The organism is Mycoplana sp. 10N416 (assembly GCF_056394765.1).
Map to the genome: position 1 here is coordinate 1 of NZ_JBFTIM010000027.1, position 24,604 is coordinate 24,604.

The following is a 24,604-nucleotide window of genomic DNA, read 5'->3' on the forward strand; positions in this document are numbered from 1 at the left end:
GCACCCGTTCCCATTCCGAACACGGCCGTGAAACGCCCCAGCGCCAATGGTACTTCGTCTCAAGACGCGGGAGAGTAGGTCGCTGCCAGGTCTGCTAAAGGCAAGTTGATAAAGAAAAGGCGCCCGAAAAGTTGTAGACTTCTTCGACAAGCGGCCTTTCCCAACGAAACATCTTCTCGACACGCACCGGCCCAGGCCGAACACTTGAATGGGCCGCACAAGCGGCCCATAATGCGTTCAAGACGCAAACCGGATAACGCGGGGTGGAGCAGCCCGGTAGCTCGTCAGGCTCATAACCTGAAGGCCGCAGGTTCAAATCCTGCCCCCGCAACCAACCACACCGGCAAAGCCGCCCACTCGGGATTTTCGACCAAAGCGCCTCCGCACCAGCGGCGAGGCGCTTTTTGCGTTTCTGCCCCTGACCAACTCGCCGGCCTGCAGCTTCTCCGCAAAATCCGCATGCACTTTGGGGATGAAACGGCGCTCCATGAACATCAGGACGTCCATCTGGGCGAGGATGCTGGCGAACAGGCCGTACACCTGTCACGTCGTCGGCCGGTTGCCGGGCGTTTTTCAAATTCTGGACGAGCTGGCGGGCGATCGATATCCAGCTCTCGTCAAATGCATCCTCTCGCGATGACGGCATCGTCCTGGCCGCCGCGATCGCGCCTTTGAGCAGGCAGCCATTGAGTGGCAGCGTCACGTCAGCCGAGAAGTCGCCGGAACGGCTTCCAATTGCCCGGCTAGAGCCAGGCGCTGCTGTTCCAGTTCATCGAGCATCTGGACGAGGGCCGGGATGGCGGCGTGCCCGTGCCAATGTCAGGCTGGGCGACCTCGCCCCCGGAAAGGCGAGCGATTTGCCGCTGGCGGATCGTGTCGTCCTTAAGAAGTCGGCACTGGGCCCATGAAAATGATCTGGTCCCGGATCAACAGATGGCCCCGCTCGGTGATTGACAATGCGGGTCGCCGTAGCGACCGCGGTGCTTGCCTCGCGGTGCCTGCGGCAATTCTCGGGGTTTACGGTTATTCCGATCACTGCGCCTGGAATCGCGCTTGCCGGGCGGCGAAGCGTGCAACCCCGCTACCAAGCTCAGTGTCACCCAGAGTCGAAGAGAACAAGGTCCGCCTCAACGACGGCCAGAAACTGCTGCGGCGCACCGGAAACCACGTCATTTGCCCAGTCATGTGATGTTCGGTTAGAATCGGCCATCGGCGCGGTATCGGCCGATGTCAATCTGATCGGTGCAGCCGTCGTGTCGCGCGTGCTTCCAGACCTGAACCATGATTTGCGCGTGCCGGAGAAACTTGGAGCCGGCGGCGGTCAGCTCAAGGCAGCTACAGGATCACGACCGCGTCGAAGATCGCGTCACCGCCGGCGTTCGAGCCAGGCGGCCCCTTGCAGCGCCACGAGGATGACGATGACTCCGATGACGACGCGGGCTTCCGGTATCTCGTCGAAGAAGATGTAGCCGGTGATGGTTACGCAGACGATCGACAGGTAGCCGACCGGCGCCAGCACGCTCGCATCGGCGATGCGATAGGCCCGCAGGAAGCAATATTGCCCGATCTGCGCCAGAAAACCGATGCCGAGCAGCGGCAGCCAGTCGAAGGTTGCGACCGGCTGCCAGGTGAAGACGGCGGGGACGGCGGTGATCACGGCAAGCCCGACGGTATAGAAGACCATCATCACGGTCGTGTTTTCGTCCTTCAGCGCGCGGGTCTGAATGATCGCAAGCGAGCCGAAGATGACGGATACGAGCACGACCAGCACCCCGGCATCGAAGCTCGATGTGCCCGGCGCCATCACGATCACCACGCCGACGAAGGCAAGGGCCGCGCCGGCCCAGCGGACGCGGCTGACCGTCTCGCCGAGCATGATGACCGCCATTGCCATGGTGACGAGCGGCCGGGAGAAGCCGACGGCGTTCACGGTGGCGAGCGGCAGCATGGTGATGGCGAGGAAATTGCTCGTCAGCGCCACCGCATTGCAGGAAATGCGGAAGATGTTGCGCCACGGATGCTTGATCCGCGCCATCTCCGCGCGGTGATGCCAGATCAGCGGCAGGATGAAGAGAAGCCCGATCATCGCCCGGATGAACACGAGCTGGAAGGCCGGATAGCTCGCGCCTTGCGCCTTCACCAGCGCTGTCAAGCCGCCGGAAACAAGTACCATGTCGAGAAGCAGCCAGCCGATCGCGATGCGGGCGTTTGCCGCACGCGTGGCTCCCGTCGCTGGCGCGGTTTCGGCGCTCACGCCGGCCGCACGAGGTTCGCCATCAGCCGGAAGGCACCGGGCACCAGCTTGTCCATCTGGTGATGCAGCACGAGGCTCGTATGGGTATGGCGCCCCTTGCCGATCGCAGCGGAGATCAATGCGCCCTTGAGGGGCTGCTCGTCGGGGTCGTGCATGGCGAGCAGCGGCTCGTAAGCATCATCCCAGCGCGAAGCGAAATAGAGGCCGCGTTCCTTGTCCCATCCCTGCCAGTCATCCGGGCCAATGACGTTCGGACCGTTGAGGAGGATATGATCCGGTGCGAGCACGGTGACGTCCGAGCGCGGATCGGTGACGCGCCAGCGCAGCGACGGCGAGCCGATCTCGATACGGAGTACCGGCGTCTCCATTGGATTCCAGCCGTCGCTCGGGCGGTGATAGAGGGTTACGAGATGGCCGCCGTTCTCCACGAAGCGATGCAGGCGCTCGGCCGCGGCAGCGAGATCCTTGCGGATGCCGAAGGCGAATATGCCGACGACGATGGTGGAAAAGCGCGACAGGTCGCCGGAGAGCGCGGCCGCATCGAGTTCGGTGACGTTGAGGCCCATGCGGGTGAGCCACAGGCCGACCCGGTCGGCGCCGCCGCCGACATAACCGATACGTGCGCCTTCCGGCAGTTTCAGGTCGAGCGTCAGGATTTTCAGCGCTGCCGGAGCCCGGAAGCTGGCGCGGCCGACATGGCGGTAGGAGATCGGCGTGATCTGGAAGGCCGGACGGCCGCCGATCTGCGGCTCGATCTCGATCAGCCCCGATTGGGCTTCGCCGGTTGCGGACGCGATCCAGCCGCCGTCGGTCTTTCTCATCGTCCAGCCGGCGGGCGTCTTGAAGGAGACCGGCGCACTCGGGCCGGTGATATCGGCCTTGATGGCCCATTCGGTCTGCGGGGAGGCGAGCGGAACGAGCAGGGCGTCGGGCAGCAGGGTCAGCGACTGTGCCGGCGAGACGGCGAAGGGCTCGGCGAGATCATAGCTGCCGGAGACAGTGCGGCCGCCGATCTCCGCAGACACTTTCACATGCGCATGGCCATTGCCGCCAAGCGCCGACCAGGCGGGCAGATAGAGGCCCGTCAGCGGCGCGTCGGAGGCGGCGGCCAGCGCGAAGATGCGTTCATGGGCAAGTGACTGGATGGAGGAGGAGACGCCTTCCGGCAGGACCGGGAGAACCTCGACCTTGCGGCCGGAAGCACCCGCTCCGAGTTCGACGGTGAGCGTTGCAGCGCCCCCCGGTGAAATGACGGAAGGACCGGCATGGGCGCTTTCGAAGATTGCCGCCGCATCGAGGATCGCCGCATCGACCTGCGCCTGCTTCCGGGCGAGCCGGTGGCTGTGCAGGGCCATGAACGCGTCCGGCGCGGCGGAGGCCACGATGTCGAGCCAGCCTGCCGCTTCGGTCAGTGCCTCGACGATCGCATCGCGATCCGGGAAGGCCGAGATCGCCGCGGCGATCACGTTGTCTGCGGAACGCAGAGCTGCGGCGACATTGGCGGGAAGGCCGGAAAAATCGGCGAGCACGGTCAATGACGCGGGCAAGTCATCGAGGACCGATTGCTCCGTCCTGGAGCCGGCGGAGCACAGCTTCAGGTGCAGCGGCCAGGCCTTCTGCGCCTGCTTCGGCCAGTGCCCCATGCCCTGCGAGGCATGGTAGTAGCGCGACCATTCGCCGATGCGGCCGTATTCGGCCCCGGTCGCCGGCTCCCGGCCTTCGGCGAGAACCGTTATGGTCGCATCCGGGGGCGGGACCTCGTCGTCATAGGTGTCGCCGCCGCCAGACCAGGCCGGCAGGTAGTATTTGGCGACCCTCCAGGGCTTCAGGCCTTCGGCGAAATGCTCGGGGTAGGCCTCGGGATCAGCAGCGAGGCCGATCGCCGTTTCGGCGGCGCGGGTCATGGCGCGGTGATGGCCGTGCTGGCCAGGTACGTCGAGGAAGGTCGGAATGACGATGTCCGGCCGCTCCATGCGATAGGCGCGCACCAAGCGCTCCACGACACGGGCCTCACCCCAGCGGGTGAAGGTCGCATCGCCATCCTTGGAAAAGCCGAAGTCATGCACCGGATCGGCGGGGCCATGGCCGAGCCAGGAAACGTCCGCATCGATCGTGCGGGCCGCCGCCTCCAACTCGCGGGAGCGCAGGACGCCGAGCGCGCCGAGACGTTCCGGACCGAGCGCATTCTGGCCACCTTCGCCGCGCGTCGAGCAGGCGATGATGACGCGCATGCCGAGGCCGAGGCGGAACCAGGCGAGCATTTCGTTGCGCTCGTCGTCCGGATGCGCACCGGTATTCATCATGGTGACGGTTGATTTCAGCTGCGAAAGCTTGCGGTGCAGGCGGATGAGCGAGGGGTCCGCCATCTGCCGTTCGATGCGTTCGCGGGCTGTCAGCATGAAATTCTCTCCCCGTACGTCATGCAGATACACCGGCAGCGGCCGCAAGCGAGGTCTCGAGCTTGGGCGTTACCATGTCGAAAAGCGGCAGGGACGCGGCGCCGAGCGCTGCCGTCAGCTGGCCGGTCTTGCCGCGGAGGACGCGGGGCAGGTCGCGCTGCCTGCGGCTTGCGACCGAGGTCGGCAAATTGCCCATCCGGGTGATGATGTCGTCGATGATCGCATCCGGCAGCGCGCCGCCGAGGATGACCGTCTCCGGGTCGAGAATGTTTTCCAGCATCGCGACCATCGGCCCGAGATAGGTCGCCGCATCGTCGATCCATTCCTCGACGAGCGGATGTCCGGCCGTGTGCAGCCGTTTGAGATCGCCGAACTCGCTGTCGGCAATGCCGGCGCAACGGAGCTTTTCCTTGAGCACATAGACGGAAGCATAGCCTTCCAGGCAGCCGAGCTGGCCGCAGGACGGGCAGGCACGGCCTTTCGGCACGACGGTGACGTGGCCGATTTCGCCGGCATTGCCGAAGGCGCCGCGGTAGGGCGCGCCATCCTGGATGATGCCGAGACCGACACCGACGCCGAAATAGATCATGCAGAAATTCGAGATGGCCAGGCCGGCGCCGAACAGGCGCTCGCCGACGGCCGCCGCCGTCGCATCGTTTTCCACAAGCGCCGTGTGACCGCAGGCCTGGCCCAGCGCCTGAGCCGCGTCGATGCCCGCCCATCCGGGCAGGGTGGTCGGGCCGACCGAGGTCATGCCATCGATCTCGAACGGCCCCGGCATCACGACACCCGTGCCGAGCAGCCGGACACCGACGGACTTCTCGACGGCAGAATGCTCCGAGGTGAATGCTGAGAGAACGTAATCGGGCGTCGTGCTGCTAAGAGACGTGATCCTTTTCGCACGTAAGCGGCCGGCCAGATCGAGCGCCACCGTGACCATATGGTCGGCGGCGATTTCCACGCCGATGGTCGCGCCGCCTTCCGGATTGACCGCGAACTGGATCGGCGGCTGGCCGCGGCCGGAGCGCATCCGGCCCATCTCCCTCAAAAGCCCTTCTCCGACCAGTTCGTCGACGATGTTGGCGACGGCCTGGGGCGTGAGACGGGTGAGTTTGGCAATGTGGGCGCGGCCCAGCGAACCCTGTCTGCGCACCACATCCAGCACGACGCGCCGGTTGTGATCACGACTTCGTTCGGGATTGTTCCCGATTGCCACCGGGTGCGTGCCGATCGTGTTTACCGTCATCTCGGTGAGTTCCGTTGCCTTGAAATTCATAGCGCCGGAAATCGGCTCCCCGCAATAGAATAATTCAAGTAAATTATCTTATTGACAAACCGGCCGCTGCAGGAAACCGTAAAGACAGCGCTGCGACAGCGCTTCGGACGGGAGGGGCCGGGGGAACTCCCTCTTCCGCAAACGATGAACGCACCGGACCGCCGAGCACCGCGGGCGGATGCAGGGAACAATCAGATCCCCGAGACCGGGAGACCCGGTGGGGCAAGTGGAGGGTCAAATGCGCAAGGCAACTTTGTTCGCCGGTCTTCTCGCCGGTTTCAGCACGTTCGCGTTCAACGCCGCGCAGGCGGTCGAAATCGAATACTGGCAGTATGTCTACGACACGCGCGTACAGGCGATGGACCAGCTGATCGCCGAGTTCCAGAAGGCCAATCCGGACATTACCGTCAAGCAGGTGACCTTTCCCTACGCCGACTACCAGACCCGCGTGATCGCTGCCAATCTGGCCGGCAACGCGCCCGACGTCATGCAGCTCTTCTATGGCTGGCTCGACAAGTTCGTCGCCGGCGGCATCCTGCAGCCGCTGCCGACCGACGCCTTCCCGCATGACAAGATCGAAAATGACTTCTTCCCGATCGTAACGGCCATGAAGCGCGGCGATGACTATTACGGCCTGCCCACCGCCGTGCGCTCGCTCGCCCTGTTCTACAACAAGAAGCTCTTCACCGAGGCCGGGCTCGACCCGAACAACCCGCCGAAGACGCTCGATGAATTCGTCGCCGCCGGCCAGAAGATCGCCAAGCTCGACGACGCGGGCAATGTCACCGTCGCCGGCTCGACCATGGACATGGGCGGCCAGGACCACCAGTGGTGGCGCGAAGTGCTGATCCGCCAGTTCGGCGGCGAGCCTTATGCCGACGGCGACACCAAGGTCACCTACAACAGCGATGCGGGCCTGAAGGCACTCGATTTCTACACTAGCCTGCAGCTCGAGAAGAAGATCGGCAAGGTCGGTTTCATGGACGAGGGCCAGGCGGCCTTCCGCGCCGGTATGGCCGGCATGACGATCGACGGCACCTTCCGCCTTGGCTCCTTCAAGGGCATCAAGGACTTTGAATGGGGCGTGACCGAACTGCCGGCCAATGCGGAGGGCGTGCGCTCCAACTATGCGAGCTACTTCGCCAACGGCATCAGCGCCAAGACCACGGGCGAGGAACTGGAAGCGTCCAAGAAGTTCCTGGCCTACATCACCTCTCCGGCCGCCATGGACATCTGGCTGAAGACGGTCGGCGAACTGCCGGCGCTGCGCTCCGCGGCCCTGACCGACGCCAACCTGAAGGATCCGATCTACGCGCCGTTCCTGAAGGGCCTCGAATATTCGCACACGACGCTCTTCAAGGATGAACAGGGTCAGCGCCAGAACGCGATGGACATGGTCAACCGCGTGCTGCTGGAAGGCCAGTCGACCAAGGATTCGCTCGCCCAGGCCGCCGAGGCCGAGCAGGAAATGATCGACGCGGCCCAGCAGTAATCACCTCATCCAGCAGAGTGGATCTGCCCATGGCAGCGATTGAACAAAAGGGGGCGGCACCAAGCCGCCCCACCGGCTCCCCGGCCGGAATCTCGGGTGGCCTGTCCATGCGGACGAAGCGGCTTCTCTGGGTCTGGGGATTCCTGGCGGTGCCGATCCTGTTCTACGCGATCATCCGCTTCTACCCGACCTTTCAGGCGTTCTACCTGTCTCTGACCAACTGGGATCTGGTGCGCCCGCCCAAGCTCGTCTGGTTCGCGAACTACATCAAGCTTTTCAAGGACCCGCAGTTCTGGAAGGTGTTCAGGAACACCTTCACCTACCTGATCATCGGCACGCCGATCAGCCTGTTGCTCGCCTTCGTGATCGCCTATTTCCTCGATCGCGTGCGCTTCATGCACAATTTCATCCGCGCGCTTTACTTTCTGCCGTTCCTGACGACCGCCGCAGCGATGGCCTGGGTCTGGCGCTGGTTCTACCAGCCGCCGCCGATTGGCATCATCAACAGCGTCCTCGGCATGCTCGGCATTCCGCAGCAGCCGTTCATCGGCTCCACCGACCAGGCGCTCTATGCGATCATGGTCACCGCCATCTGGGCCGGCCTCGGCTTCCAGATCATCATCTTCATGGCCGGTCTTCGCGCCATCCCGAACACGTTCTACGAGGCCGCCCGCATCGACGGGCTGGGTGAATGGGCGATCCTGCGCAAGATCACCCTGCCGCTGCTCAAGCCCACGACCGTCTTCCTCGTGGTCTTCTCGTCGATCGGGTTCCTGCGCATCTTCGACCAGGTCTACAACATGACCACCAACGATCCGGGCGGGCCGCTCGGCTCGACCAAGCCGCTGGTGCTGATGATCTACCAGACCGCCTTCAACTCCTATGCCATGGGTTATGCCGCGGCGCAGACCGTGGTGCTCTTCACCATCCTGCTGATCGTCTCGCTGCTGCAGCTGTGGATCCTGAGGGAAAAGAAATGAGCGACGCCGCAACGCTTTCCCCTCCGCTCTACAAGGCGAATGTCCGCCCCGGCCGGATCATTGTCTGGACGCTGCTCTTCATCGGCGGCCTGATAATGATCTCGCCGCTGCTCTTCATGTTCTCGACCTCGCTGAAGACGGCCGATCAGGTTTATGACCTGCGCCTCATTCCGGCAGCGCCGACGATTTCGAATTACATGACCGTGCTGGCAGACGGGCGCTTCATGCGCTGGTTCTTCAACTCGATGCTGGTCGCGACGACCGTCACGCTGTCGAACTGCTTCTTCGACAGCCTCGTCGGCTACACGCTCGCCAAGTTCGAGTTCCGCGGCCGTTATTTCATCTTCCTGGCGATCCTCTCGACGCTGATGATCCCGACCGAAATGCTGGTCATTCCCTGGTACCTGATGTCGAGCCAGCTCGGCTGGCTGGACAGCTACTGGGGCATCATGTTCCCCGGCATGATGACCGCCTTCGGCACCTTCCTGATGAAGCAGTTCTTCGAGACAGTGCCGAACGACTTCATCGAGGCGGCGCGCGTCGACGGCCTCAACGAATTCCAGATCTGGTGGAAGGTGGCCTTGCCGCTGGTGACGCCGGCGCTCTCGGCGCTCGCGATCTTCACCTTCCTCGGCAACTGGACGGCGTTCTTCTGGCCGCTGATCGTCACCACCAGCAAGGAACTCTACACGCTGCCCGTCGGGCTTTCGAGCTTCGCGGTGGAGCAGCAGATCCAGTGGGAAATGATCATGACCGGGGCGGCGATCGCCACCATTCCCACGCTTATCGTCTTCATCGTCCTGCAGCGCTACATCGTCCGTGGTGTGATGCTGGCAGGCCTGAAAGGGTAATGCCATGACCGACAGGAACCCGCGCCTTTCCGACACCAGCACGTTCCCCGATCCGGTCTACAAGGATACGGTCCTGCGTCCCCTCTTCGACGGCGCCAAGAATCATCATGTGGATGGCTTTCGCCGGATCGACCGCGCCCATCTGGTGATGCTGGTCGAAACGGGCATTCTCGACCTGGAGCTGGCGGGCAAGATCGCGGGTGCTTTGGAGGCTATCGACCGGGAAATCGATCCCTCGGCGCTCGTCTATACCGGCGAAGTGGAAGACTTCTTCTTCCTGATCGAGAAGGAGCTGAAGGCCCGCATCGGCGTCGATATCGCCGGCCGCCTTCACACGGCCCGCTCTCGCAACGACATCGACCACACGCTCTTCAAGCTCGGCCTGAAGGCAAGGATCGATGCGTTGATGGAGAAGGCGCGCAAGCTGCTCGCCGCCATGATTGATGCCGCCGACCGCCAGAAGGCCACGCTGATCGTCGCCTATACGCATGGCCAGCCGGCCCAGCCGACGACCTTCGGCCACTATCTCTCGGCGGCGATCGAAATCCTGATCCGCGACATGGAGCGCTTCGCGGAAGCCCGCAAGATCGTCGACCTGTCGCCCATGGGCGCGGCCGCAATCACCACTTCCGGCTTCCCGATCGACCGGGCCCGCGTCGCCCATCTCCTCGGTTTCTCGGGCCCGCTCAGGAACTCCTATAGTTGCATCGCCTCGGTCGACTACACGACCTCCACCTATTCGGCGATCGAGCTGATGTTCCTGCATCTCGGCCGTCTCATCCAGGACTTCCAGTTCTGGACGAGCTTCGAAGTCGGCCAGATCTATGTGCCGAATGCGCTGGTGCAGATTTCATCGATCATGCCGCAGAAGCGGAATCCGGTGCCGATCGAGCATCTGCGCCACCTCGCCAGCCAGACCTTCGGCCGGGCGCGCACCATGCTGGACGTGATGCACAACACCCCGTTCACCGACATGAACGACAGCGAGGGCGAGACGCAGGGCATGGGATACGAGGCGTTTGCCTCGGCTTCGCGCGTGCTCGACCTGCTGGCTGCGCTCATCGGCCAGATCAGCATCGATCCCGAGCGGGTGGACCAGAACATCCGCCGGTCCTGCATCACCATCACCGAGCTTGCCGACTCGCTGGTGCGGCTCGAAGGCCTGTCCTTCCGCGAGGCGCATGAAATTGCCGCCGCGACGGCAAAGAGCGTGGTCGCCGCCAAGGGTAGCCTGACGGACGACGGTTACGAGCCGTTCCTGAAGGCGTTCGAGCACCTGACCGGCCGCAAGCCATCGGTCGATCTCGCGAAGTTCAAGGAGATCGTCTCGCCGGAGCACTTCGTCGCCGTGCGCGGCCGCTTCGGCGGTCCCGCGCCGGAGCCGATGGAGGCAGCGCTTGCGAGCTACCGCGACAAGCTCGCCGCATTCGAAGCCGACGCCAAGAAGGCTGCCGAACACGAGGCGGCGGCTGCCGCCGAACTTACAGAAAAGTTTACCGCGCTTACGGGAGCCCGCTGATGGCGACGATCGAGCTGGAAAAAATCGTCAAGCGCTATGGCAAGGTCGAAGCGGTCAAGGGCATCGACCTGTCGATCGCCGACGGCGAATTCGTCGTCTTCGTCGGCCCGTCCGGTTGCGGCAAGTCGACGACGCTCAGGATGATCGCCGGCCTTGAGGAAATCTCCGGCGGCACGCTGAAGATCGGCTCCGATGTGGTCAACGAGCGCGATCCGAAACAGCGCAACATCGCGATGGTCTTCCAGAACTACGCGATCTATCCGCATATGACGGTGCGCCAGAACATCGGTTTCGGCCTGTACACATCGAAGCTCAGCAAGGCGGAGAAGGGCAAGCGGATCGAGGAAGCCGGCAAGATACTCGGCCTCGGAGCCCTGCTTGATCGGCGGCCGGCCGCCCTTTCCGGCGGCCAGCGCCAGCGCGTCGCGATCGGCCGCGCCATGGTGCGCGATCCCTCCGCCTTCCTGTTCGACGAGCCGCTGTCCAACCTTGATGCCCAGCTGCGCTCGCAGATGCGCATCGAGATCAAGCGCCTGCATCAGCGGCTGAAGACCACGACGGTCTACGTCACCCACGACCAGATCGAGGCCATGACCATGGCTGACCGGATCGTTGTGATGAGAGACGGCCATATCCTGCAGGTCGGCACGCCTTCCGAGCTCTACGAAAGCCCGGTGGACGTGTTCACCGCGCGCTTCATCGGCAGTCCTTCGATGAACCTGATGCGCGGCAAGCGGAACGGTGCGGGCGTCGAGACCGCGGCCGCTGGCGACTTGTTGATCGGTGTCCGGCCGCACGACCTGGTCGCGCACAAGGATACGGCAAGTGGCAACGGCCTTGTAGTCACCGGAACGGTCACGGCGGTCGAGCCGCTGGGGCCGGAAACCCTGGTGCATCTCGACATCGGCGACACCTCGGTGATCGCGACCGCGCGGGAAAAATTCGTGCCGGCAGTTGGCAGCCGGCTAACCTGCGAAGCAGCGCCCGGCAACCTCTATCTCTTCGACGCCAGCACAGAGAAGCTTTTGGGCCGTTCATGATGATGCATGCCGAGACAAGATCCGCGGTGCTCAGCATCGGTCGGGTCTATTGCGACCTGATTTTCACGGGCCTTGGCCATCTGCCGGTGCTTGGCCGAGAAACCTTTGCCGAGGGCATGGAGATTGCGGCCGGCGGCGGCGCGTTTATCGCTGCGGCGCATCTGGCGCATGCCAGGCGGAAGGTCGCCCTGGTCGCCCGGCTCGGCAAGGATTCGCTTTCAGCAAGCGTCGAGGAACAGGTGCGTGAGAGCGGCGTCGATCTTCGGTTCGTGGAATATGCCGAAGATGCCGGCCCGCAGGTGACGGTTGCAGCCGTCGTCGGCCAGGATCGCGCTTTTCTCACGCGCCGCGCCGGCCCTGCCTTGCCGGCGACGCTGGAGGCGGCGTTCGACTGGGAAGAGGCACGGCATCTGCACATCGCCGAATATGCGACGCTGCACGAAATCCCCGACCTCGTATCCCGCGCCAAGGAAAAGGGCCTGACCGTCTCGCTTGACCCGAGCTGGGATGCGACGCTGATCTACGACCCCGGCCTGCTACGAGCCTGCGCCGGTGTCGATCTGTTCTTACCCAATCTCGAAGAGGCGGAAGCGATCACCGGCTCATCCGACCCGCAGGTGGCGATCCAAAAACTGTCGCTCGCGTTCCCGGCCGTGGCGCTGAAGGGCGGGGCCGAGGGCGCGTGGCTCGCATCGGAGGGCAGGCTGCTGCATGCGCCTGCCGAAACCGTGCCTGTGATCGACACGACCGGTGCTGGTGACGCGTTCAATGCCGGTTTCATCGATGCCTGGCTGGATGGCGCGGCGGAAGAAGCCTGCCTCCAGGCCGGCATCCGGTTCGGCAGCCTGGCCGTGCAGGCGGCCGGGGGCGCCAAGCTTCTGACCACGAACGATTAGGCTGGCGGGCCGAAGCTCATCCTCGGCTTCGTTCAGATCGCAACGATGAGGCGATCGCAGTGAAGACTGCCGACAGACCTAGACCGGTTTGCCGTCACTGCCGAAGAAATGCAGCTTCTCGCGCACCGGCAGTTGGTCGCCGAACTGGACTTCGGTGCGGCCGGGCATAGACATCGCCTGACTGCTGGCCGCGGCTTCAATTGGAAGTGTTCGAGGCGTTGGCGAAACCGGTTCGAGCGCCCGGGCGATGACGTACAGGTCGTTCAACTGCGAGGATATGCTGATCACCGAAACCCGGGCGCCGGTGTTCTCGTCGAAGGAGCGAACCATCAATGAAAACTCCGCAAATAACGGCCGCACTGTCTTCTCGAGAGCTGCCTAACTGCTTGACATAACAAGGTATTATCGGACTGTGGATCATGCCCGGAAACCCCCACGGTAGGCGGCATACGCGGCCGGATCGATCCGGATGACCTCGAGCAGCCCGGCGGCGATCGCGCGGCGCACGGTTTTATCGGAACAGCCATCGAGTTCGGCGACCTCGCGTACCGTCAGGAGGGAGCGGGGCGGGCGGTGGGTAGTGGGGCGGTCAGTCGTTCTCATCGTCAGCTTCCTCTATGTGCTTCGAAGCCGGCAATTGTTCTCCGCGCCGTGTTGAAGGTTTGGAAGCCTCCGATCTTGGGCATACTCTTCGTCACCCGGAAATGGTCGCATCTCGATGCCTTCCTGCAAGTAGACCGGATGCAGAAGCCCGCAGTCGACCGACATTTTGATTGTAAATGGAAACTGTTGGCGCCGTCCGTGCCGATCCTTCCTGGCGAGAACCAAGGTTCGTCCTTCAGCATCTTGCGGATGGGGCGATCCGCGCCATCGCGAGCGAGATTTTCGGTCATCAGGGGAGGAGCCGGTGAATGAAATCTTGCGGATTACCGGATGCGCGCGCGGCGGTTTCTTTCTGCGTAGCTGGTTGGCGTAAACCGGACCGAATTTTCGGTCCCATCGCCGGATCGTTTCGTACGACACGACAATGCCGCGCTCCCACAGCATTTCCTCGACCAGGGAACCGGCAATACAGCCAGACCGCGTGGGAGATAAACTCTCTCGGGAAACGGTGACGTTTGTAGCTGATGGCTGAATTCTTCGTCCCACCGACTCTACGCCAAACCCACTGACACCAGGTTATGTGACAATACCGCTTGGCCCACGGCGGTGATCGTCGCGGCTAGCCACCCAACCGTAGGTGGCGAAGGATACACTCGGCTACATCCAATTCGAACTGCCTTTGCCTACTTCAATGTCCAGATGTATTTTATTGACTAGTTAGTTAGGTACTATTAGCGTCAAGCGCTGAGGGTAGGAGGTGGCTTCTCGCCAGTGCATGGCGGCGAAGGCGCGCGACAGGGGGAAGTGCATTGGCAGCCATGCGGTCCGCCATTGAGGCGAAGGGCGTCACACGAATTTTTCAGTCAACCGGGAGCGACGCGGTCAAGGCGCTCGACAATGTTTCCGTTACGATCCGTGAAAACGAGTTTTTCACGCTGCTCGGCCCATCGGGTTGCGGAAAGACAACGCTGCTGCGGCTAATCGCCGGCTTCGACTTCCCGACCGATGGCGGAATCTTCCTCTACGGCGAAGATATCGCTCCGCTTCCACCTTTCAGACGGCCCGTAAATACGGTGTTCCAGAGCTACGCCCTGTTTCCGCATATGACGGTGGCCCAGAATGTCGGCTTCGGTCTCGAGATGCTCGACAGGCCGAGGGTCGAGATCGAGGCGCGCGTCGACGCAATGCTGAAGCTCGTCCACATGCAGGACCTGAAGAACAGGCGCACAAGCCAGATTTCCGGCGGCCAGCAGCAGCGCGTGGCGCTTGCTCGCGCGCTCGCCCCGCAGCCGAAAGTGTTGCTGCTGGACGAGCCGCTTTCGGCGCTCGACTATAAGCTGCGCAAGGAAATGCAGGTCGAACTGAAGCGGCTGCAAGCCGAAACCGGCATTACCTTCATCTTCGTCACCCATGACCAGGAAGAAGCGCTGACGATGTCGGACCGCATCGCGGTCATGTCGGCGGGCAAGATCCTTCAGGTTGGATCGCCCTGGGAGATCTACGACCGTCCGACTGACCGTTTCGTTGCCGATTTTATCGGCGAGACGAATTTCCTCATCGCCAGGGTCAATGGCGTCACCAGTGGCAAAGCGAATGTAACGCTGAGCTCCGGCGCGAACATCTCCGCCACCATCGCGGACGGCTATCAGCCGAACGGTAAGGCCACTTTGGTGGTCCGCCCGGAACACGCCAAACTTCTCAAAGGTGCCGGCGACATCGCGGGCGTCGTCGAGAACATCGTCTATTTCGGTACGGACACGCATATCCAGGTCCGTTTGAGTGAAGGCGGCCCGTTCACCGTCCGTCAACAAAACACGCGAAACGGCGGCTGCGGTTTCGCAAAGGGCGATCATGTCGGCATCCAGATCGGCGAGGATGCCGCGCAAGTGCTCAAGGATTGAATGATGGCAACCGCCAAGGAGACTATCAACAGATTCGAACGCGCGGATGTCCGCTCGCGCTGGCTGCTATCCGCGCCGGCTCTCATCATCATCCTGTTCGCCGCCGCCGGCCCCTTGCTGGTCGTGCTGGTCTATTCGTTTCTCGTTCCGGGATCGTATGGCGATGTGAAGTGGGAGTTTTCGACCGACGCCTGGGTCGGCGTGTTTTTCGAGCGCGATATCTTCGATGATACTTTGTCCTTCGCGGACGCGCATCTGACGATCTTCTGGCGCTCGATCAAACTCTCCATGGCGACAACAATCCTCGCTCTGATCTTTGGATTTCCAACCGCCTACTTTATTGCCACCCGACCCGAGAGAACCCGGGATATCTGGCTGTTTTTGATCACGATACCGTTCTGGACGAACGTGCTGATCCGAACCTTCGCCATTCAGGAGGTCATCCGCAATGAAGGCGTGGTCAATTCGCTGCTTAAGTTAGCCGGGATTATCGATCAGCCGATCCCGATGATGTACACCGATTTCGCGGTGCTGCTCGGCATGATCTATGTATTTCTTCCGCTGATGGTGCTGCCGCTTTACGCCAGCATGGAGAAGATCGACTTTCGCCTGGTCGAAGCGGGCTACGATCTCTACGCCACCCGTTTCCGGGTCTTGCGGCGCGTGATTATCCCGCTGGTGAAGCCTGGAATTGTTGCCGGCTCGATCCTTGTGTTTATTCCGTCGCTTGGCGCCTACGTGACGCCGCGTGTGATGGGCGGCGGCTCAAACCTGATGGTCGGAAATCTGATCGAGTTGCAGTTCGGCCAGGGCAGGAACTGGCCGCTCGGCGCTTCGCTGTCGATTGCCCTGATGGTGATCGTCATGATCGCGATGCTGATCTTCGTTCGCTACACCGACAGATCGGACGCTGGCCATGGCTAAAACCGTATCCAGTTGTCGGCGATCGGCATCAGCGCCAGATCAGGCATGTTTTGGCCGGGCTCGGCCAGCGGCCTGGCGTCTCGGCAAACCCCATCCCTTTGTCTCCAAACTTTTGGCGGAGTAGCGCGTCATGACTGCAAACCGCTCCCTCGGCTTCGATGTAAGGCAGCAGAGCGGCTTTACCTTCGTGGCGACACTTTGTTTCTTCGTTCTCTATCTGCCGATCGCCACGTTGGTGATCTTCGCGTTCAACAACAACAATTCGACGGCTATCTGGAAAGGCTTCTCGACGCGCTGGTTCGAGGCGGCCTGGAACAACGAGCAGGTCATCGAAGCCTCGATCCGCTCCTTCCAGATCGCCGCGGTGGCTTCGGTTCTGGCAACCATCGCGGCGACGATGGCAGCGCTCGCGACAACCCGAACGAAGCCCTATCGCGGCCTGCGGTTCAAATACGCCTTCATCAACCAGCCGCTGGTCGTTCCGGAGATCGTTCTCGCCGTCGCGCTGCTCATCTTCTTCTCCCGGATCAAATTGGCGACCGGCTACACCGGTCTCGGCTATTTGATCGCGGCCCACACGGCGTTTTGCATTCCCTTCGCCTACCTGCCAATCCGGGCGCGGTTGGAGAACATGGATCTGTCGCTCGAAACTGCGGCGGCGGATCTCTATGCGACACCTTGGCGGTGCTTCAGGAGGGTAACGCTTCCACTGCTGTGGCCGGGCGTGATCGCGGGTTTGATGCTCGCCTTCGTCGTCTCGCTCGATGACGTGGTCATCACCGAGTTCGTCAAGTCAGGCGGCCAGGAAACGCTGCCCACCTACATGCTCGGCCAGATCCGACGCATGGTCACCCCTGAAGTCAATGCGGTCTCGTCGGTATTCCTGCTGTTATCGGTCGGGGTCGTTACAGCCTTTTTCTTTATCGGAAAACGGGCCTGAGGTCGCAGACCGAAGGCCCCAACACAACGGGAGAACATTCATGGACTGGAAGGCGACGGTGGCCGCGGCCACTTTGATGATGCTCACCTCGGCCAGCGCGGCTCTCGCCGAAGGAGAGCTCAATATTTACAACTGGGGCAACTATACCAGCCCGGAACTCATCAAGAAATTCGAGGAGCAATACAAGGTCAAGGTGACCGTCACCGACTTCGATTCCAACGACACCGCGCTCGCCAAGGTCCGCCAGAGCGGCCACGGATTCGATATCGTCGTTCCGTCGGCGAGCGTGGTGCCGATCTGGATCGAGGAAGGCCTGCTGCTTGAATCGCGTCCCGACCAGATGGAGAACTTCAAGAATGTCGATCCGAGATGGATTGATGTGAAGTTTGATCCGGGCCGCAAATACACGGTTCCGTGGCAATGGGGTTCAACCGGCATGTCGGTGAACAAGTCGGTTTATAGCGGCGATCCGAACACATCGGCGATTTTCCTGGATCCGCCGCCAGAACTCGTCGGCAAGATTAATGTCGTGCCTGAACTGGGCGACGTCCTTTACCTGACAATCAAATATCTCGGCGGCGAATACTGTACCGGCGACAAGGAAATTTTGAAAAAGGTCCGTGACAAGCTGGTGGAGGCCAAGCCGAAGTGGCTCTCCCTTGACTACGGAGCCGTCGACGGCCTCGGCCGGGGCGATGTTGCGGCCGGCGTGAACTGGAACGGTGCCTCCTTCCGCCAGCGACTGCTGAACGACAAGATCGTCTACGGCTACCCGAAAGAGGGCTATCCGATCTTCATGGACAATGTCGCCATCCTCAAGGACGCCAAGAATGTCGAGAACGCCAAGCTGTTCCTGAACTTCATCATGGCTCCCGAAAACGCGGCCCTGATTTCGGCTTTCGCGCGCTATGCCAACGGTATCAAGGGCTCCGAAGCCTTTATGCCGGAAGACATGAGAACATCTCCGGAAATCAACGTCCCCGCCGATCTGATCGACAAGGGTGAGTTGATGCCCACATGTCCGGAAGACGTCCGCAATATCTACACGAAGATCTGGACCGATCTGCAGAAATAGCGTCACCCGCGACAACCCGGCGAACTTCGGCCAGGTTGTCGCGGCGCCGTGGCCCACGCCCCATCATCCGTTCCTCCCTTCCAAGTGCGATCGCAGCGACCGCAGGAGACTTGTCATGACCGATCTCGACCTTTGTTACATGCCGGCGCACGAGGCGCTGCAGCTGTTCAAGGCCAAAAAGCTTTCACCCGTTGAATTGATGCAGGCGACGATTGACCGCGCCGAAGCGACGGAACCGACGATCAACTGCCTGACCTTCACCTACTTCGATGAGGCCATGGATTTGGCGCGCAAGGCCGAAGCGAAGTATGCGAGGGGGGCGAGAACCGGCGCCCTCGAAGGCCTGCCGATCGGCATCAAGGACGAGAGCTATATCAAGGGCAAACCGACGTCGCATGGCTCGCTGCTGACGAACGACGAGATCAGCGACCACACCTCGACCAACAACGAGCGCATCATGAAGGCCGGCGGCATCGTGCACGCCCGCACGGCGACGCCCGAATTCTGCTGCGCGGGCTTCACCTGGTCCAAGCGCTGGGGTGTGAGCCGCAACCCGTGGAACCCGGATTTCACCACCGGCGGCTCGTCCGGCGGAGCGGGAGCGACGTTGTCGGCCGGCACATCGGCGATCGCGACCGGTTCGGACATTGGCGGATCGATTCGCATTCCAGCGTCGGCCTGCGGGGTGGTGGGTTTCAAGCCGCCTTATGGCCGCAATCCCGATGAGCCGCCTTTCAATCTCGACTTCTATTGCCATACCGGACCAATGGCGCGAAACGTCAAGGACGCAATCCTGCTGCAGAATGTCATGTCGGGGCCAAGCCCGCTCGATATCGCCACATTGCGCCCGAAGCTGCGCTTGCCACTCGACTACAAGCCGATCAGCGGCTGGAAGATCGCGCTTTCCATGGATCTCGGTTCCTTCGAAGTGGACGACGAGGTGCGCAAGAACACCCTGGCTGCCTGCGATGTGTTTCGCTCGCTGGGCGCCACGGTGGAAGAGGTCGACCTGGGCTGGAGCGACGAGGTTCTGAAGGCTGGCATGGCCTATCTGGAACATCTGTTCGGGGCCTCTTTGGCGCCCCTGCTCAAGGAGCGCGGCGACGACATGACGAGCTACGCGCGAGAGTTCGCCAAGGGAGGCAGCAACTCGAAGGCCACCGATTTTGTGGAGACCCTAGAGGTCGCGGCGCGGATGTACCAGACGCTTGGGCCAACGCTTGAGAAATACGATGTGCTGATCTGCCCGACGACCGCGATCGCCGCGGTGCCGGCTGAGTTCGATCACACCGAGGACACGCTCGAGATCAACGGCAAGCTCGTCAATCCGTCGCTTGGCTGGGCGATGACCACGCCGTTCAACATGATGAGCCGTTGTCCAGTTCTTTCAGTGCCGTCGGGCAAAGCCGCCAATGGCGTGCCGACGGGCATCCAGATTGTCGGACGCACATATTGTGACGCGGATGTGTTCCGCGCGGCGGTGGCTTATGAAACGGCGCAAGGCCAATGGTACAGGAGCGCTGACGCGCGTCCGGCGCTCTGACGGCAGCGCAGCGGGCGCAGTCATGCTTGCGGCGCGAGGAAGCCATGGTTCGCGTGTGCGCAACGGGGCCGACCAGCGCTTGATCATTCGCATCAAATGTGATCAGTCCGCGATTGATATACTTAACGCCCGGATCCGGAACAGGCTGGAGTTTTCCGCTGATCGGATCCGGGAAGAAGGTGGTGAAAATGGCGAGGCGCACGTCGACCGTGACACCGGAAAAGCGCAGGGTCGCAATGGCAGGGGTTGAGCGTTCACCAGACAAGCCTGCCTCCAAAGACCGCCGGCGCGAGCGTGGCGAAGCGAGCATTCAGCGGATCATCGATGCCACTATCGATCTCATAGCCGAGGAGGGATTGGCGAGCGTAACAATGCAGCGCATCGCAGCGCATGCCGATTCTTCAAACGCGCTGGTTGTTTTTCATTTTCGGAGCAAAGAGAACCTTTTCCGGGCCGTCCTGCAATATCTGAGCGCGCAGTATGAGGCGCTTTGGACGAGGATGGTGCGCTCGCCCGACTTGTCGACAGTCCAGCGGCTGATCGGGGCGGTCGAATGTGCACAGCGGTTCGGACTCCAGCATCCGAAATGGGTTTCGGTCTTTGTCGTCTTTTCCAGCGACCGCAAGAGCATGCAGCTTTACAACGAAATCAGTCTGCCCGGCGACCTCGCCTACAACGCCGAAGCACGCGATCTGATCGCCGAAATCGCGCGCGAAGGCGGGTACGGGGCGCTCGACCCGGATACACTGAGCGAAGGTCTTAACTATTTGGTCCACGGTGCATGGTTCTGGGACCACCTGAACCCGCCTGGCGGCAATCCCGAGGTGCTGCGCAAAACAATACTAATGGTTTTGCGTCAGGCGTTTCCCCGGCATTTCGACGCGGCGTGTGAATGACCGCATGTGCATCGTGCGGCTGATGACGGCTTTCGTGACCTGATCGCGAAAGGCGGTAGCTGCCAGACGCCAATTTCCGATGCTATCCGCAATAGCTGCTTTGAGCTGCCTACCCGTCCCCGGAAAACGAATGCGCTCAGGCGCGTACCCTGGCGGATCAGTTACCCTTGTCGTAGCTGTTGTCGGTTCCAACGAAATGACCGGGCTGCCAAGCCACCCTGACGGTGGTGATGGGACCGAGGTCGTTCCAGGTCGTGCGGTGCAGGATCAGCAGCGCGCGTCCCTGTCGCGTCTGCAGCAGCCTGGCATCCCGCTGGTCGGCATTCTCGGCTGAGAACGTCAGCTCTGCCCGCAGATAGGGTGCGTTCTGCACCAACCACTCATTGGCGTTCAAGTGTCGGAAGTCGACCCGCTCCAGTCCCGGTGCCGCGCGTGGATTAATCCAGCGGTCTTCCAGTTGGAAGGGATTCCCGTCGCCGTAATGCACCGCCCGCATGTGGATCAGGACCTCGCCTTCCGGAAGGCCAAGGCGCGCGGCGATCTCTGCCGGGATCGGACTTGGCCGCTGCGCCACGACGCGATGACTGTAAGTCATGCCCGCCTGCTCGACCTGCTCGCGCACAATGGGGATTGAGAACGTTGCCTTGCGGACCGGATTGATCGCGACGCGCGTGCCTGCGCGGCGGCGGCGATCCAGCAGCCCTTCGTCGGCCAGCAGCTGAAGCGCCTTGTTGACTGTCGCGCGCGCCGCATCGAATTCGATGGCCAGATCGGCCTCATCCGGAATGCGGTCGCCTTGATGCCATTCACGTTCGACGATGCGGCGTCGAACTTCGTTGGCGATGTTTTGCGCCTTGGGCAAGGTTGAGCCGGTTTGCTTCACATACGCTCCTGCAATCTGGTGGTGCGGTCAGATAATCGGACAAGATCCGATCCTGGTCCAGATGCCATCCGATGCGGACTAATCGCAGAACGCCGCTTGGGTCGTTCCCCCAAATCTATTGCCACCCCTAGAGCCCCGGCTTTCCGCTTATCGCGCCGGTTATCTCGGAATAAGTTTATACATAGCACGATAATAAGTTTAGACATAGCCCTTGAAATATGTTTAGACTTAGTTCAGTGAAATTAGCCGAGGAGAACAAGCCAGATGCAGGTTCGCAGCAATGCCAGAGCCCCGGCCGTGGCCGACAGATGGGTGGCCTACGGGCTTGTTGAGCGACTTTCTGCTCTCGCGCCGGAGAGCATGTCATGAGCGGACCGCTGTCGGGTATCAAGGTCCTGGACCTGTCGCGCGTGCTTGCCGGGCCGTACTGCACCGCGCTGCTGGCCGATCTGGGGGCGGAAATCATCAAGCTGGAGCCGCCGGCAGGTGACGACTATCGGCATGTCGGGCCGTTCAAGGACGGCGAAAGCGCGTTGTTCACACTGAATAACCGCGGCAAGAAAAGTATCGCGCTGGATCTGAAGAAGCCTGCGGATCTGAAACTGGCGCAGGACCTTGCCGCTCGTGTGGATGTGTTGGTCGAGAATTTCCGCCCCGGTGTCGCCGCCCGCCTCGGTCTCGGTGCGGAGGCAATGCGCGCTGCCAATCCGCGCCTGATATATTGCTCGATTTCGGGATTCGGGCAGGATGGCCCATTTAAGGATTTGCCCGCCTATGATTTGGTCGTGCAAGCCATGTCGGGCTTGATGGCTGCGACTGGCGAAGAAGGCGGCGCGCCCTTGAAAACCGGGGAGAGCATTGCCGACCTGATTGCCGGGCTCTTTGCCAGCTGGTCGATCATGGCGGCGCTGGTCCAGCGCAATGCGACGGGGCAGGGGGCCGCCCTCGATATCGCCATGTATGACGCGTTGTTCTCCATGCTGACCACCAGCCACGCCCAGCATTTCTACAGCGGCGTCCTGCCGGGTCGCGTCGGCAATCGTCATCCCCTGTCGACGCCCTTCGGTTGCTTCAGGACCAGCGATGGCCAGGTGGTGATCGCCGTTCTGAATGGCGGGCAATTCCAGCGTCTGGCAAGTCTCATCGGCAAGCCGGGGATCGCCGATGATCCGCGCTTTGCGACCGACAGCAGCCGCACCGAACACGAGCCCGCGCTACGGGCGCTGATAGAAGAATGGTCAGGCGTGCTGGCGACCGAAGAGGCCGTCGCAGCCCTGTCTGCGCACGGGCTGCCGACCGCGCCGATCTGGGATATCGCGCAGGCTGCCGACAACGAGCATGCCATCACGCGTGGGCTGGTGAGCGAGCTTGCACATCCCGTCCTCGGCCGAGCGCCGGTCGTCGGCCAACCGGTCCGTTTCGACAGCGTCAAACATGTGGCCCCGACGTCGGCTCCGCGTCTTGGCGGCGATATCGAGGCGGTGCTGAAGCAATTCGAACTGGAGAATTCGTATGACGCAGATTGACGATCCATGGCACATGCTTTCCGAGGAGGAGGGCATGTTCTGCGACGTGCTCGAGCGGCTCTGCGCGGACCGGATCGCGCCACTGGCGGCTGAAACCGACGAGACGGCAACCTTCGTGCACAAGCAGCTTGCCACTTTGGGCGAGGCGGGCATGATGGGTGCAAACCTGCCGGAAGCCTATGACGGCGGCGGCATTTCCGCCCCGGCGCTCTTGCGGGCGGTTTCGATCGTCGCGGGGGCGTGCGGCTCGACCGCCTCGGCGCTGACGGCACATTATCTGGCGACGGACTCGATTCTGATCGGCGGCACCGAGGCACAGAAGCAGGAATGGCTGCCCAAGGCGGCGACTGGTGAAGCGCTCGGCGCCTTCGCCCTGACCGAGCCTACTGCCGGTTCCGATCCCGCCGACATGAAAACGCGGGCGCGGCGCACCGAAAACGGCTGGCACCTCAAGGGCACCAAGTGTTTCATCTCCAACGGCGGTGTTGCCGACTTCATCGTGGTCTACGCTGTGACCGATCCCGAGAAGGCGCATCGCGGTATCTCGGCCTTTATCCTGCCGGAGGGTACGCCCGGCCTCGACGCTGGTCCGCCGGAAAAGACCATGGGCCTCAAGGGCGGTCATGTCTTCACCCTGAACCTCGACTGTCATCTGCCCGAAAGCGCGCTGCTGGGTGAAGAGGGCAAGGGCTTCCGCATCGCGATGCAGGTCCTCGACAACGGCCGGATCGAAGTTGCCGCGCAAAGCCTCGGCCTTGCGGGTGCTGCGATGAATGCAGCGATTGCCTATGCCAAGGATCGCGTCATTGGCGGCATGGCGCTGTCCGAACGCCAGGGTATCCGCTGGATGATCGCCGATATGGGCGTTTCGTTCCGCTCGGCTCTGTTTTTGGCGCAGGAAGCCGCGCGCCAGCGCGAACTGGCGCATCACCATGGCGGACGCTTCTCGCTTGCCTCGTCCATGGCGAAGCTTGGCGCGTCGGAGGCCGCGGGCCGGATCGCCGATACCGCGCTTCAACTGCACGGCGGCTATGGCTATACCCGTGATTTCCCCATAGAACGGATCAATCGGGATCTGCGCATCATGCGGATCTATGAGGGGTCCAGTGAAATCCAACGCACCATCATTTCCGGCAATATGCTGGCCTGATCAGAGAGTGTTACTGTGACCAATCCCCGCCACAACATCCGCGATGTCCGGGCGCCCCAGGGGCCGGAGCTCAACGCCAAGAGCTGGATGACCGAAGCGCCGCTGCGCATGCTGATGAACAACCTCGATCCGAACGTCGCGGAAAACCCGCACGAGCTGGTCGTCTATGGCGGCATCGGCCGCGCCGCCCGCACCTGGGCGGATTTCGACAGCATCGTCGCGACGCTGAAGGACCTCAACGAGGACGAGACGCTGCTCGTCCAGTCCGGCAAGCCGGTCGGCGTGTTCCGCACCCACAAGGACGCGCCGCGCGTGCTGATCGCCAACTCCAACCTGGTGCCGCACTGGGCGACCTGGGACCACTTCAACGAGCTGGATAAGAAGGGCCTGGCCATGTACGGCCAGATGACCGCCGGTTCGTGGATCTACATCGGCACCCAGGGCATCGTTCAGGGC

22 protein-coding genes, 1 tRNA gene, 1 rRNA gene and 2 pseudogenes are annotated in these 24,604 nt (G+C 62.2%); 17 read left to right on the forward strand and 9 right to left on the reverse strand.

Annotation, left to right across the window (positions count from 1 at the left end; all coding sequences use genetic code 11):
• Positions 1-91, forward strand: a 5S ribosomal RNA gene (rrf, locus tag AC1DDS_RS24835); the annotation flags it as partial.
• A 166-nt stretch (positions 92-257) separates the two neighbouring features.
• A tRNA-Met gene (locus tag AC1DDS_RS24840) sits at positions 258-334 on the forward strand.
• Here AC1DDS_RS24840 and AC1DDS_RS24845 read toward each other — a convergent pair.
• The 4 genes from AC1DDS_RS24845 to AC1DDS_RS24860 form a co-directional block, all read right to left on the reverse strand.
• Positions 313-540, reverse strand: coding sequence for a hypothetical protein (locus tag AC1DDS_RS24845; RefSeq protein ID WP_477481292.1), 228 nt, complete (start codon positions 538-540; stop codon positions 313-315). The genes AC1DDS_RS24840 and AC1DDS_RS24845 overlap by 22 nt on opposite strands.
• A gap of 826 nt (positions 541-1,366) precedes the next feature.
• Positions 1,367-2,254, reverse strand: a complete 888-nt coding sequence (locus tag AC1DDS_RS24850) for a DMT family transporter (protein ID WP_477481293.1) — start codon at positions 2,252-2,254, stop codon at positions 1,367-1,369.
• A complete protein-coding gene (locus AC1DDS_RS24855; RefSeq protein ID WP_477481294.1) occupies positions 2,251-4,653 on the reverse strand; it encodes a PIG-L family deacetylase in 2,403 nt (800 codons plus the stop codon). Before AC1DDS_RS24855 ends, AC1DDS_RS24850 begins: the two co-directional genes overlap by 4 nt.
• A gap of 19 nt (positions 4,654-4,672) precedes the next feature.
• Positions 4,673-5,899, reverse strand: a complete 1,227-nt coding sequence (locus AC1DDS_RS24860) for an ROK family transcriptional regulator (RefSeq protein ID WP_477481310.1) — start codon at positions 5,897-5,899, stop codon at positions 4,673-4,675.
• 268 nt (positions 5,900-6,167) lie between these two features.
• Here AC1DDS_RS24860 and AC1DDS_RS24865 point away from each other — a divergent pair, with 268 nt between their 5' ends.
• Genes AC1DDS_RS24865 through AC1DDS_RS24890 form a run of 6 tightly spaced genes read left to right on the forward strand, consistent with a single transcriptional unit; the run spans position 6,168 to position 12,707 of the window.
• Positions 6,168-7,421, forward strand: a complete 1,254-nt coding sequence (locus tag AC1DDS_RS24865) for an extracellular solute-binding protein (RefSeq protein WP_477481295.1) — start codon at positions 6,168-6,170, stop codon at positions 7,419-7,421.
• Between the two features lie 29 nt (positions 7,422-7,450).
• A complete protein-coding gene (locus AC1DDS_RS24870; RefSeq protein WP_310424302.1) occupies positions 7,451-8,401 on the forward strand; it encodes a carbohydrate ABC transporter permease in 951 nt (316 codons plus the stop codon).
• Entirely contained in the window at positions 8,398-9,252 is an 855-nt protein-coding gene (locus tag AC1DDS_RS24875) for a carbohydrate ABC transporter permease (protein WP_477481296.1), read from the forward strand. The genes AC1DDS_RS24870 and AC1DDS_RS24875 overlap by 4 nt, the downstream gene beginning before the upstream one ends.
• 4 nt (positions 9,253-9,256) lie before the next feature.
• Complete coding sequence (gene argH, locus AC1DDS_RS24880) at positions 9,257-10,771, forward strand: argininosuccinate lyase (protein ID WP_477481297.1); 1,515 nt, start codon at positions 9,257-9,259, stop codon at positions 10,769-10,771.
• Positions 10,771-11,811, forward strand: a complete 1,041-nt coding sequence (locus AC1DDS_RS24885) for an ABC transporter ATP-binding protein (RefSeq protein WP_477481298.1) — start codon at positions 10,771-10,773, stop codon at positions 11,809-11,811. Before argH ends, AC1DDS_RS24885 begins: the two co-directional genes overlap by 1 nt.
• Entirely contained in the window at positions 11,811-12,707 is an 897-nt protein-coding gene (locus AC1DDS_RS24890) for a carbohydrate kinase family protein (RefSeq protein WP_477481311.1), read from the forward strand. Before AC1DDS_RS24885 ends, AC1DDS_RS24890 begins: the two co-directional genes overlap by 1 nt.
• A gap of 78 nt (positions 12,708-12,785) precedes the next feature.
• Here the strand turns inward: AC1DDS_RS24890 and AC1DDS_RS24895 are convergent, their stop codons facing one another.
• The 4 genes and pseudogenes from AC1DDS_RS24895 to AC1DDS_RS24910 form a co-directional block, all read right to left on the reverse strand.
• Entirely contained in the window at positions 12,786-13,037 is a 252-nt protein-coding gene (locus AC1DDS_RS24895; protein ID WP_477481299.1) for a hypothetical protein, read from the reverse strand.
• Positions 13,038-13,124: 87 nt separating this feature from the next.
• A complete protein-coding gene (locus tag AC1DDS_RS24900; protein WP_477481300.1) occupies positions 13,125-13,310 on the reverse strand; it encodes a helix-turn-helix domain-containing protein in 186 nt (61 codons plus the stop codon).
• Between the two features lie 2 nt (positions 13,311-13,312).
• Complete coding sequence (locus AC1DDS_RS24905) at positions 13,313-13,600, reverse strand: DDE-type integrase/transposase/recombinase (RefSeq protein ID WP_477481301.1); 288 nt, start codon at positions 13,598-13,600, stop codon at positions 13,313-13,315.
• A gap of 46 nt (positions 13,601-13,646) precedes the next feature.
• Positions 13,647-13,836: pseudogene (locus AC1DDS_RS24910) on the reverse strand (IS6 family transposase); the annotation flags it as partial.
• A 292-nt stretch (positions 13,837-14,128) separates the two neighbouring features.
• Between AC1DDS_RS24910 and AC1DDS_RS24915 the strand changes: the two are divergent.
• The 6 genes from AC1DDS_RS24915 (at position 14,129) to AC1DDS_RS24940 (ending at position 20,589) form a co-directional block, all read left to right on the forward strand.
• On the forward strand, positions 14,129-15,211 hold the full coding sequence (locus AC1DDS_RS24915; RefSeq protein WP_310424289.1) for an ABC transporter ATP-binding protein: 1,083 nt from the start codon (positions 14,129-14,131) through the stop codon (positions 15,209-15,211).
• Between the two features lie 3 nt (positions 15,212-15,214).
• The gene (locus tag AC1DDS_RS24920; RefSeq protein ID WP_477481302.1) at positions 15,215-16,135 is read left to right on the forward strand and encodes an ABC transporter permease; all 921 of its coding nucleotides are present in this window, start codon (positions 15,215-15,217) and stop codon (positions 16,133-16,135) included.
• Positions 16,136-16,265: 130 nt separating this feature from the next.
• Positions 16,266-17,075: an ABC transporter permease gene (locus AC1DDS_RS24925; protein ID WP_477481303.1), complete on the forward strand. Its 810-nt coding sequence runs from the start codon at positions 16,266-16,268 to the stop codon at positions 17,073-17,075.
• Between the two features lie 40 nt (positions 17,076-17,115).
• On the forward strand, positions 17,116-18,150 hold the full coding sequence (locus AC1DDS_RS24930; protein WP_477481304.1) for an extracellular solute-binding protein: 1,035 nt from the start codon (positions 17,116-17,118) through the stop codon (positions 18,148-18,150).
• Positions 18,151-18,265: 115 nt separating this feature from the next.
• Positions 18,266-19,693, forward strand: coding sequence for an amidase (locus AC1DDS_RS24935; RefSeq protein WP_477481305.1), 1,428 nt, complete (start codon positions 18,266-18,268; stop codon positions 19,691-19,693).
• A gap of 188 nt (positions 19,694-19,881) precedes the next feature.
• Positions 19,882-20,589 (forward strand): TetR/AcrR family transcriptional regulator, encoded by a 708-nt coding sequence (locus tag AC1DDS_RS24940; protein WP_477481306.1) that lies wholly within the window; start codon positions 19,882-19,884, stop codon positions 20,587-20,589.
• 157 nt (positions 20,590-20,746) lie between these two features.
• On the opposite strand, the gene AC1DDS_RS24945 is transcribed toward AC1DDS_RS24940, so the two are convergent.
• Positions 20,747-21,472, reverse strand: coding sequence for a GntR family transcriptional regulator (locus tag AC1DDS_RS24945; RefSeq protein WP_477481307.1), 726 nt, complete (start codon positions 21,470-21,472; stop codon positions 20,747-20,749).
• Between the two features lie 365 nt (positions 21,473-21,837).
• Between AC1DDS_RS24945 and AC1DDS_RS24950 the strand changes: the two genes are divergently transcribed.
• The 3 genes and pseudogenes from AC1DDS_RS24950 to AC1DDS_RS24960 form a co-directional block, all read left to right on the forward strand.
• Positions 21,838-22,998: a CaiB/BaiF CoA transferase family protein gene (locus AC1DDS_RS24950; protein WP_477481308.1), complete on the forward strand. Its 1,161-nt coding sequence runs from the start codon at positions 21,838-21,840 to the stop codon at positions 22,996-22,998.
• A complete protein-coding gene (locus AC1DDS_RS24955; protein WP_477481309.1) occupies positions 22,985-24,148 on the forward strand; it encodes an acyl-CoA dehydrogenase family protein in 1,164 nt (387 codons plus the stop codon). The genes AC1DDS_RS24950 and AC1DDS_RS24955 overlap by 14 nt, the downstream gene beginning before the upstream one ends.
• A gap of 15 nt (positions 24,149-24,163) precedes the next feature.
• A pseudogene (locus AC1DDS_RS24960) lies at positions 24,164-24,604 on the forward strand (urocanate hydratase); the annotation flags it as partial.

Excerpts from the sequence above, each read along its gene's own strand:
- AC1DDS_RS24855 (WP_477481294.1), bottom strand. The coding sequence starts at position 4,653 with ATGCTGACAGCCCGCGAACGCATCGAACGGCAGATGGCGGACCCCTCG.
- AC1DDS_RS24860 (WP_477481310.1), bottom strand. The coding sequence starts at position 5,899 with ATGACGGTAAACACGATCGGCACGCACCCGGTGGCAATCGGGAACAAT.
- AC1DDS_RS24865 (WP_477481295.1), top strand. The coding sequence starts at position 6,168 with ATGCGCAAGGCAACTTTGTTCGCCGGTCTTCTCGCCGGTTTCAGCACG.
- AC1DDS_RS24870 (WP_310424302.1), top strand. The coding sequence starts at position 7,451 with ATGGCAGCGATTGAACAAAAGGGGGCGGCACCAAGCCGCCCCACCGGC.
- AC1DDS_RS24875 (WP_477481296.1), top strand. The coding sequence starts at position 8,398 with ATGAGCGACGCCGCAACGCTTTCCCCTCCGCTCTACAAGGCGAATGTC.
- argH (WP_477481297.1), top strand. The coding sequence starts at position 9,257 with ATGACCGACAGGAACCCGCGCCTTTCCGACACCAGCACGTTCCCCGAT.
- AC1DDS_RS24885 (WP_477481298.1), top strand. The coding sequence starts at position 10,771 with ATGGCGACGATCGAGCTGGAAAAAATCGTCAAGCGCTATGGCAAGGTC.
- AC1DDS_RS24890 (WP_477481311.1), top strand. The coding sequence starts at position 11,811 with ATGATGCATGCCGAGACAAGATCCGCGGTGCTCAGCATCGGTCGGGTC.
- AC1DDS_RS24895 (WP_477481299.1), bottom strand. The coding sequence starts at position 13,037 with ATGGTTCGCTCCTTCGACGAGAACACCGGCGCCCGGGTTTCGGTGATC.
- AC1DDS_RS24900 (WP_477481300.1), bottom strand. The coding sequence starts at position 13,310 with ATGAGAACGACTGACCGCCCCACTACCCACCGCCCGCCCCGCTCCCTC.
- AC1DDS_RS24905 (WP_477481301.1), bottom strand. The coding sequence starts at position 13,600 with ATGACCGAAAATCTCGCTCGCGATGGCGCGGATCGCCCCATCCGCAAG.
- AC1DDS_RS24915 (WP_310424289.1), top strand. The coding sequence starts at position 14,129 with ATGCGGTCCGCCATTGAGGCGAAGGGCGTCACACGAATTTTTCAGTCA.
- AC1DDS_RS24920 (WP_477481302.1), top strand. The coding sequence starts at position 15,215 with ATGGCAACCGCCAAGGAGACTATCAACAGATTCGAACGCGCGGATGTC.
- AC1DDS_RS24925 (WP_477481303.1), top strand. The coding sequence starts at position 16,266 with ATGACTGCAAACCGCTCCCTCGGCTTCGATGTAAGGCAGCAGAGCGGC.
- AC1DDS_RS24930 (WP_477481304.1), top strand. The coding sequence starts at position 17,116 with ATGGACTGGAAGGCGACGGTGGCCGCGGCCACTTTGATGATGCTCACC.
- AC1DDS_RS24935 (WP_477481305.1), top strand. The coding sequence starts at position 18,266 with ATGACCGATCTCGACCTTTGTTACATGCCGGCGCACGAGGCGCTGCAG.
- AC1DDS_RS24940 (WP_477481306.1), top strand. The coding sequence starts at position 19,882 with ATGGCGAGGCGCACGTCGACCGTGACACCGGAAAAGCGCAGGGTCGCA.
- AC1DDS_RS24950 (WP_477481308.1), top strand. The coding sequence starts at position 21,838 with ATGAGCGGACCGCTGTCGGGTATCAAGGTCCTGGACCTGTCGCGCGTG.
- AC1DDS_RS24955 (WP_477481309.1), top strand. The coding sequence starts at position 22,985 with ATGACGCAGATTGACGATCCATGGCACATGCTTTCCGAGGAGGAGGGC.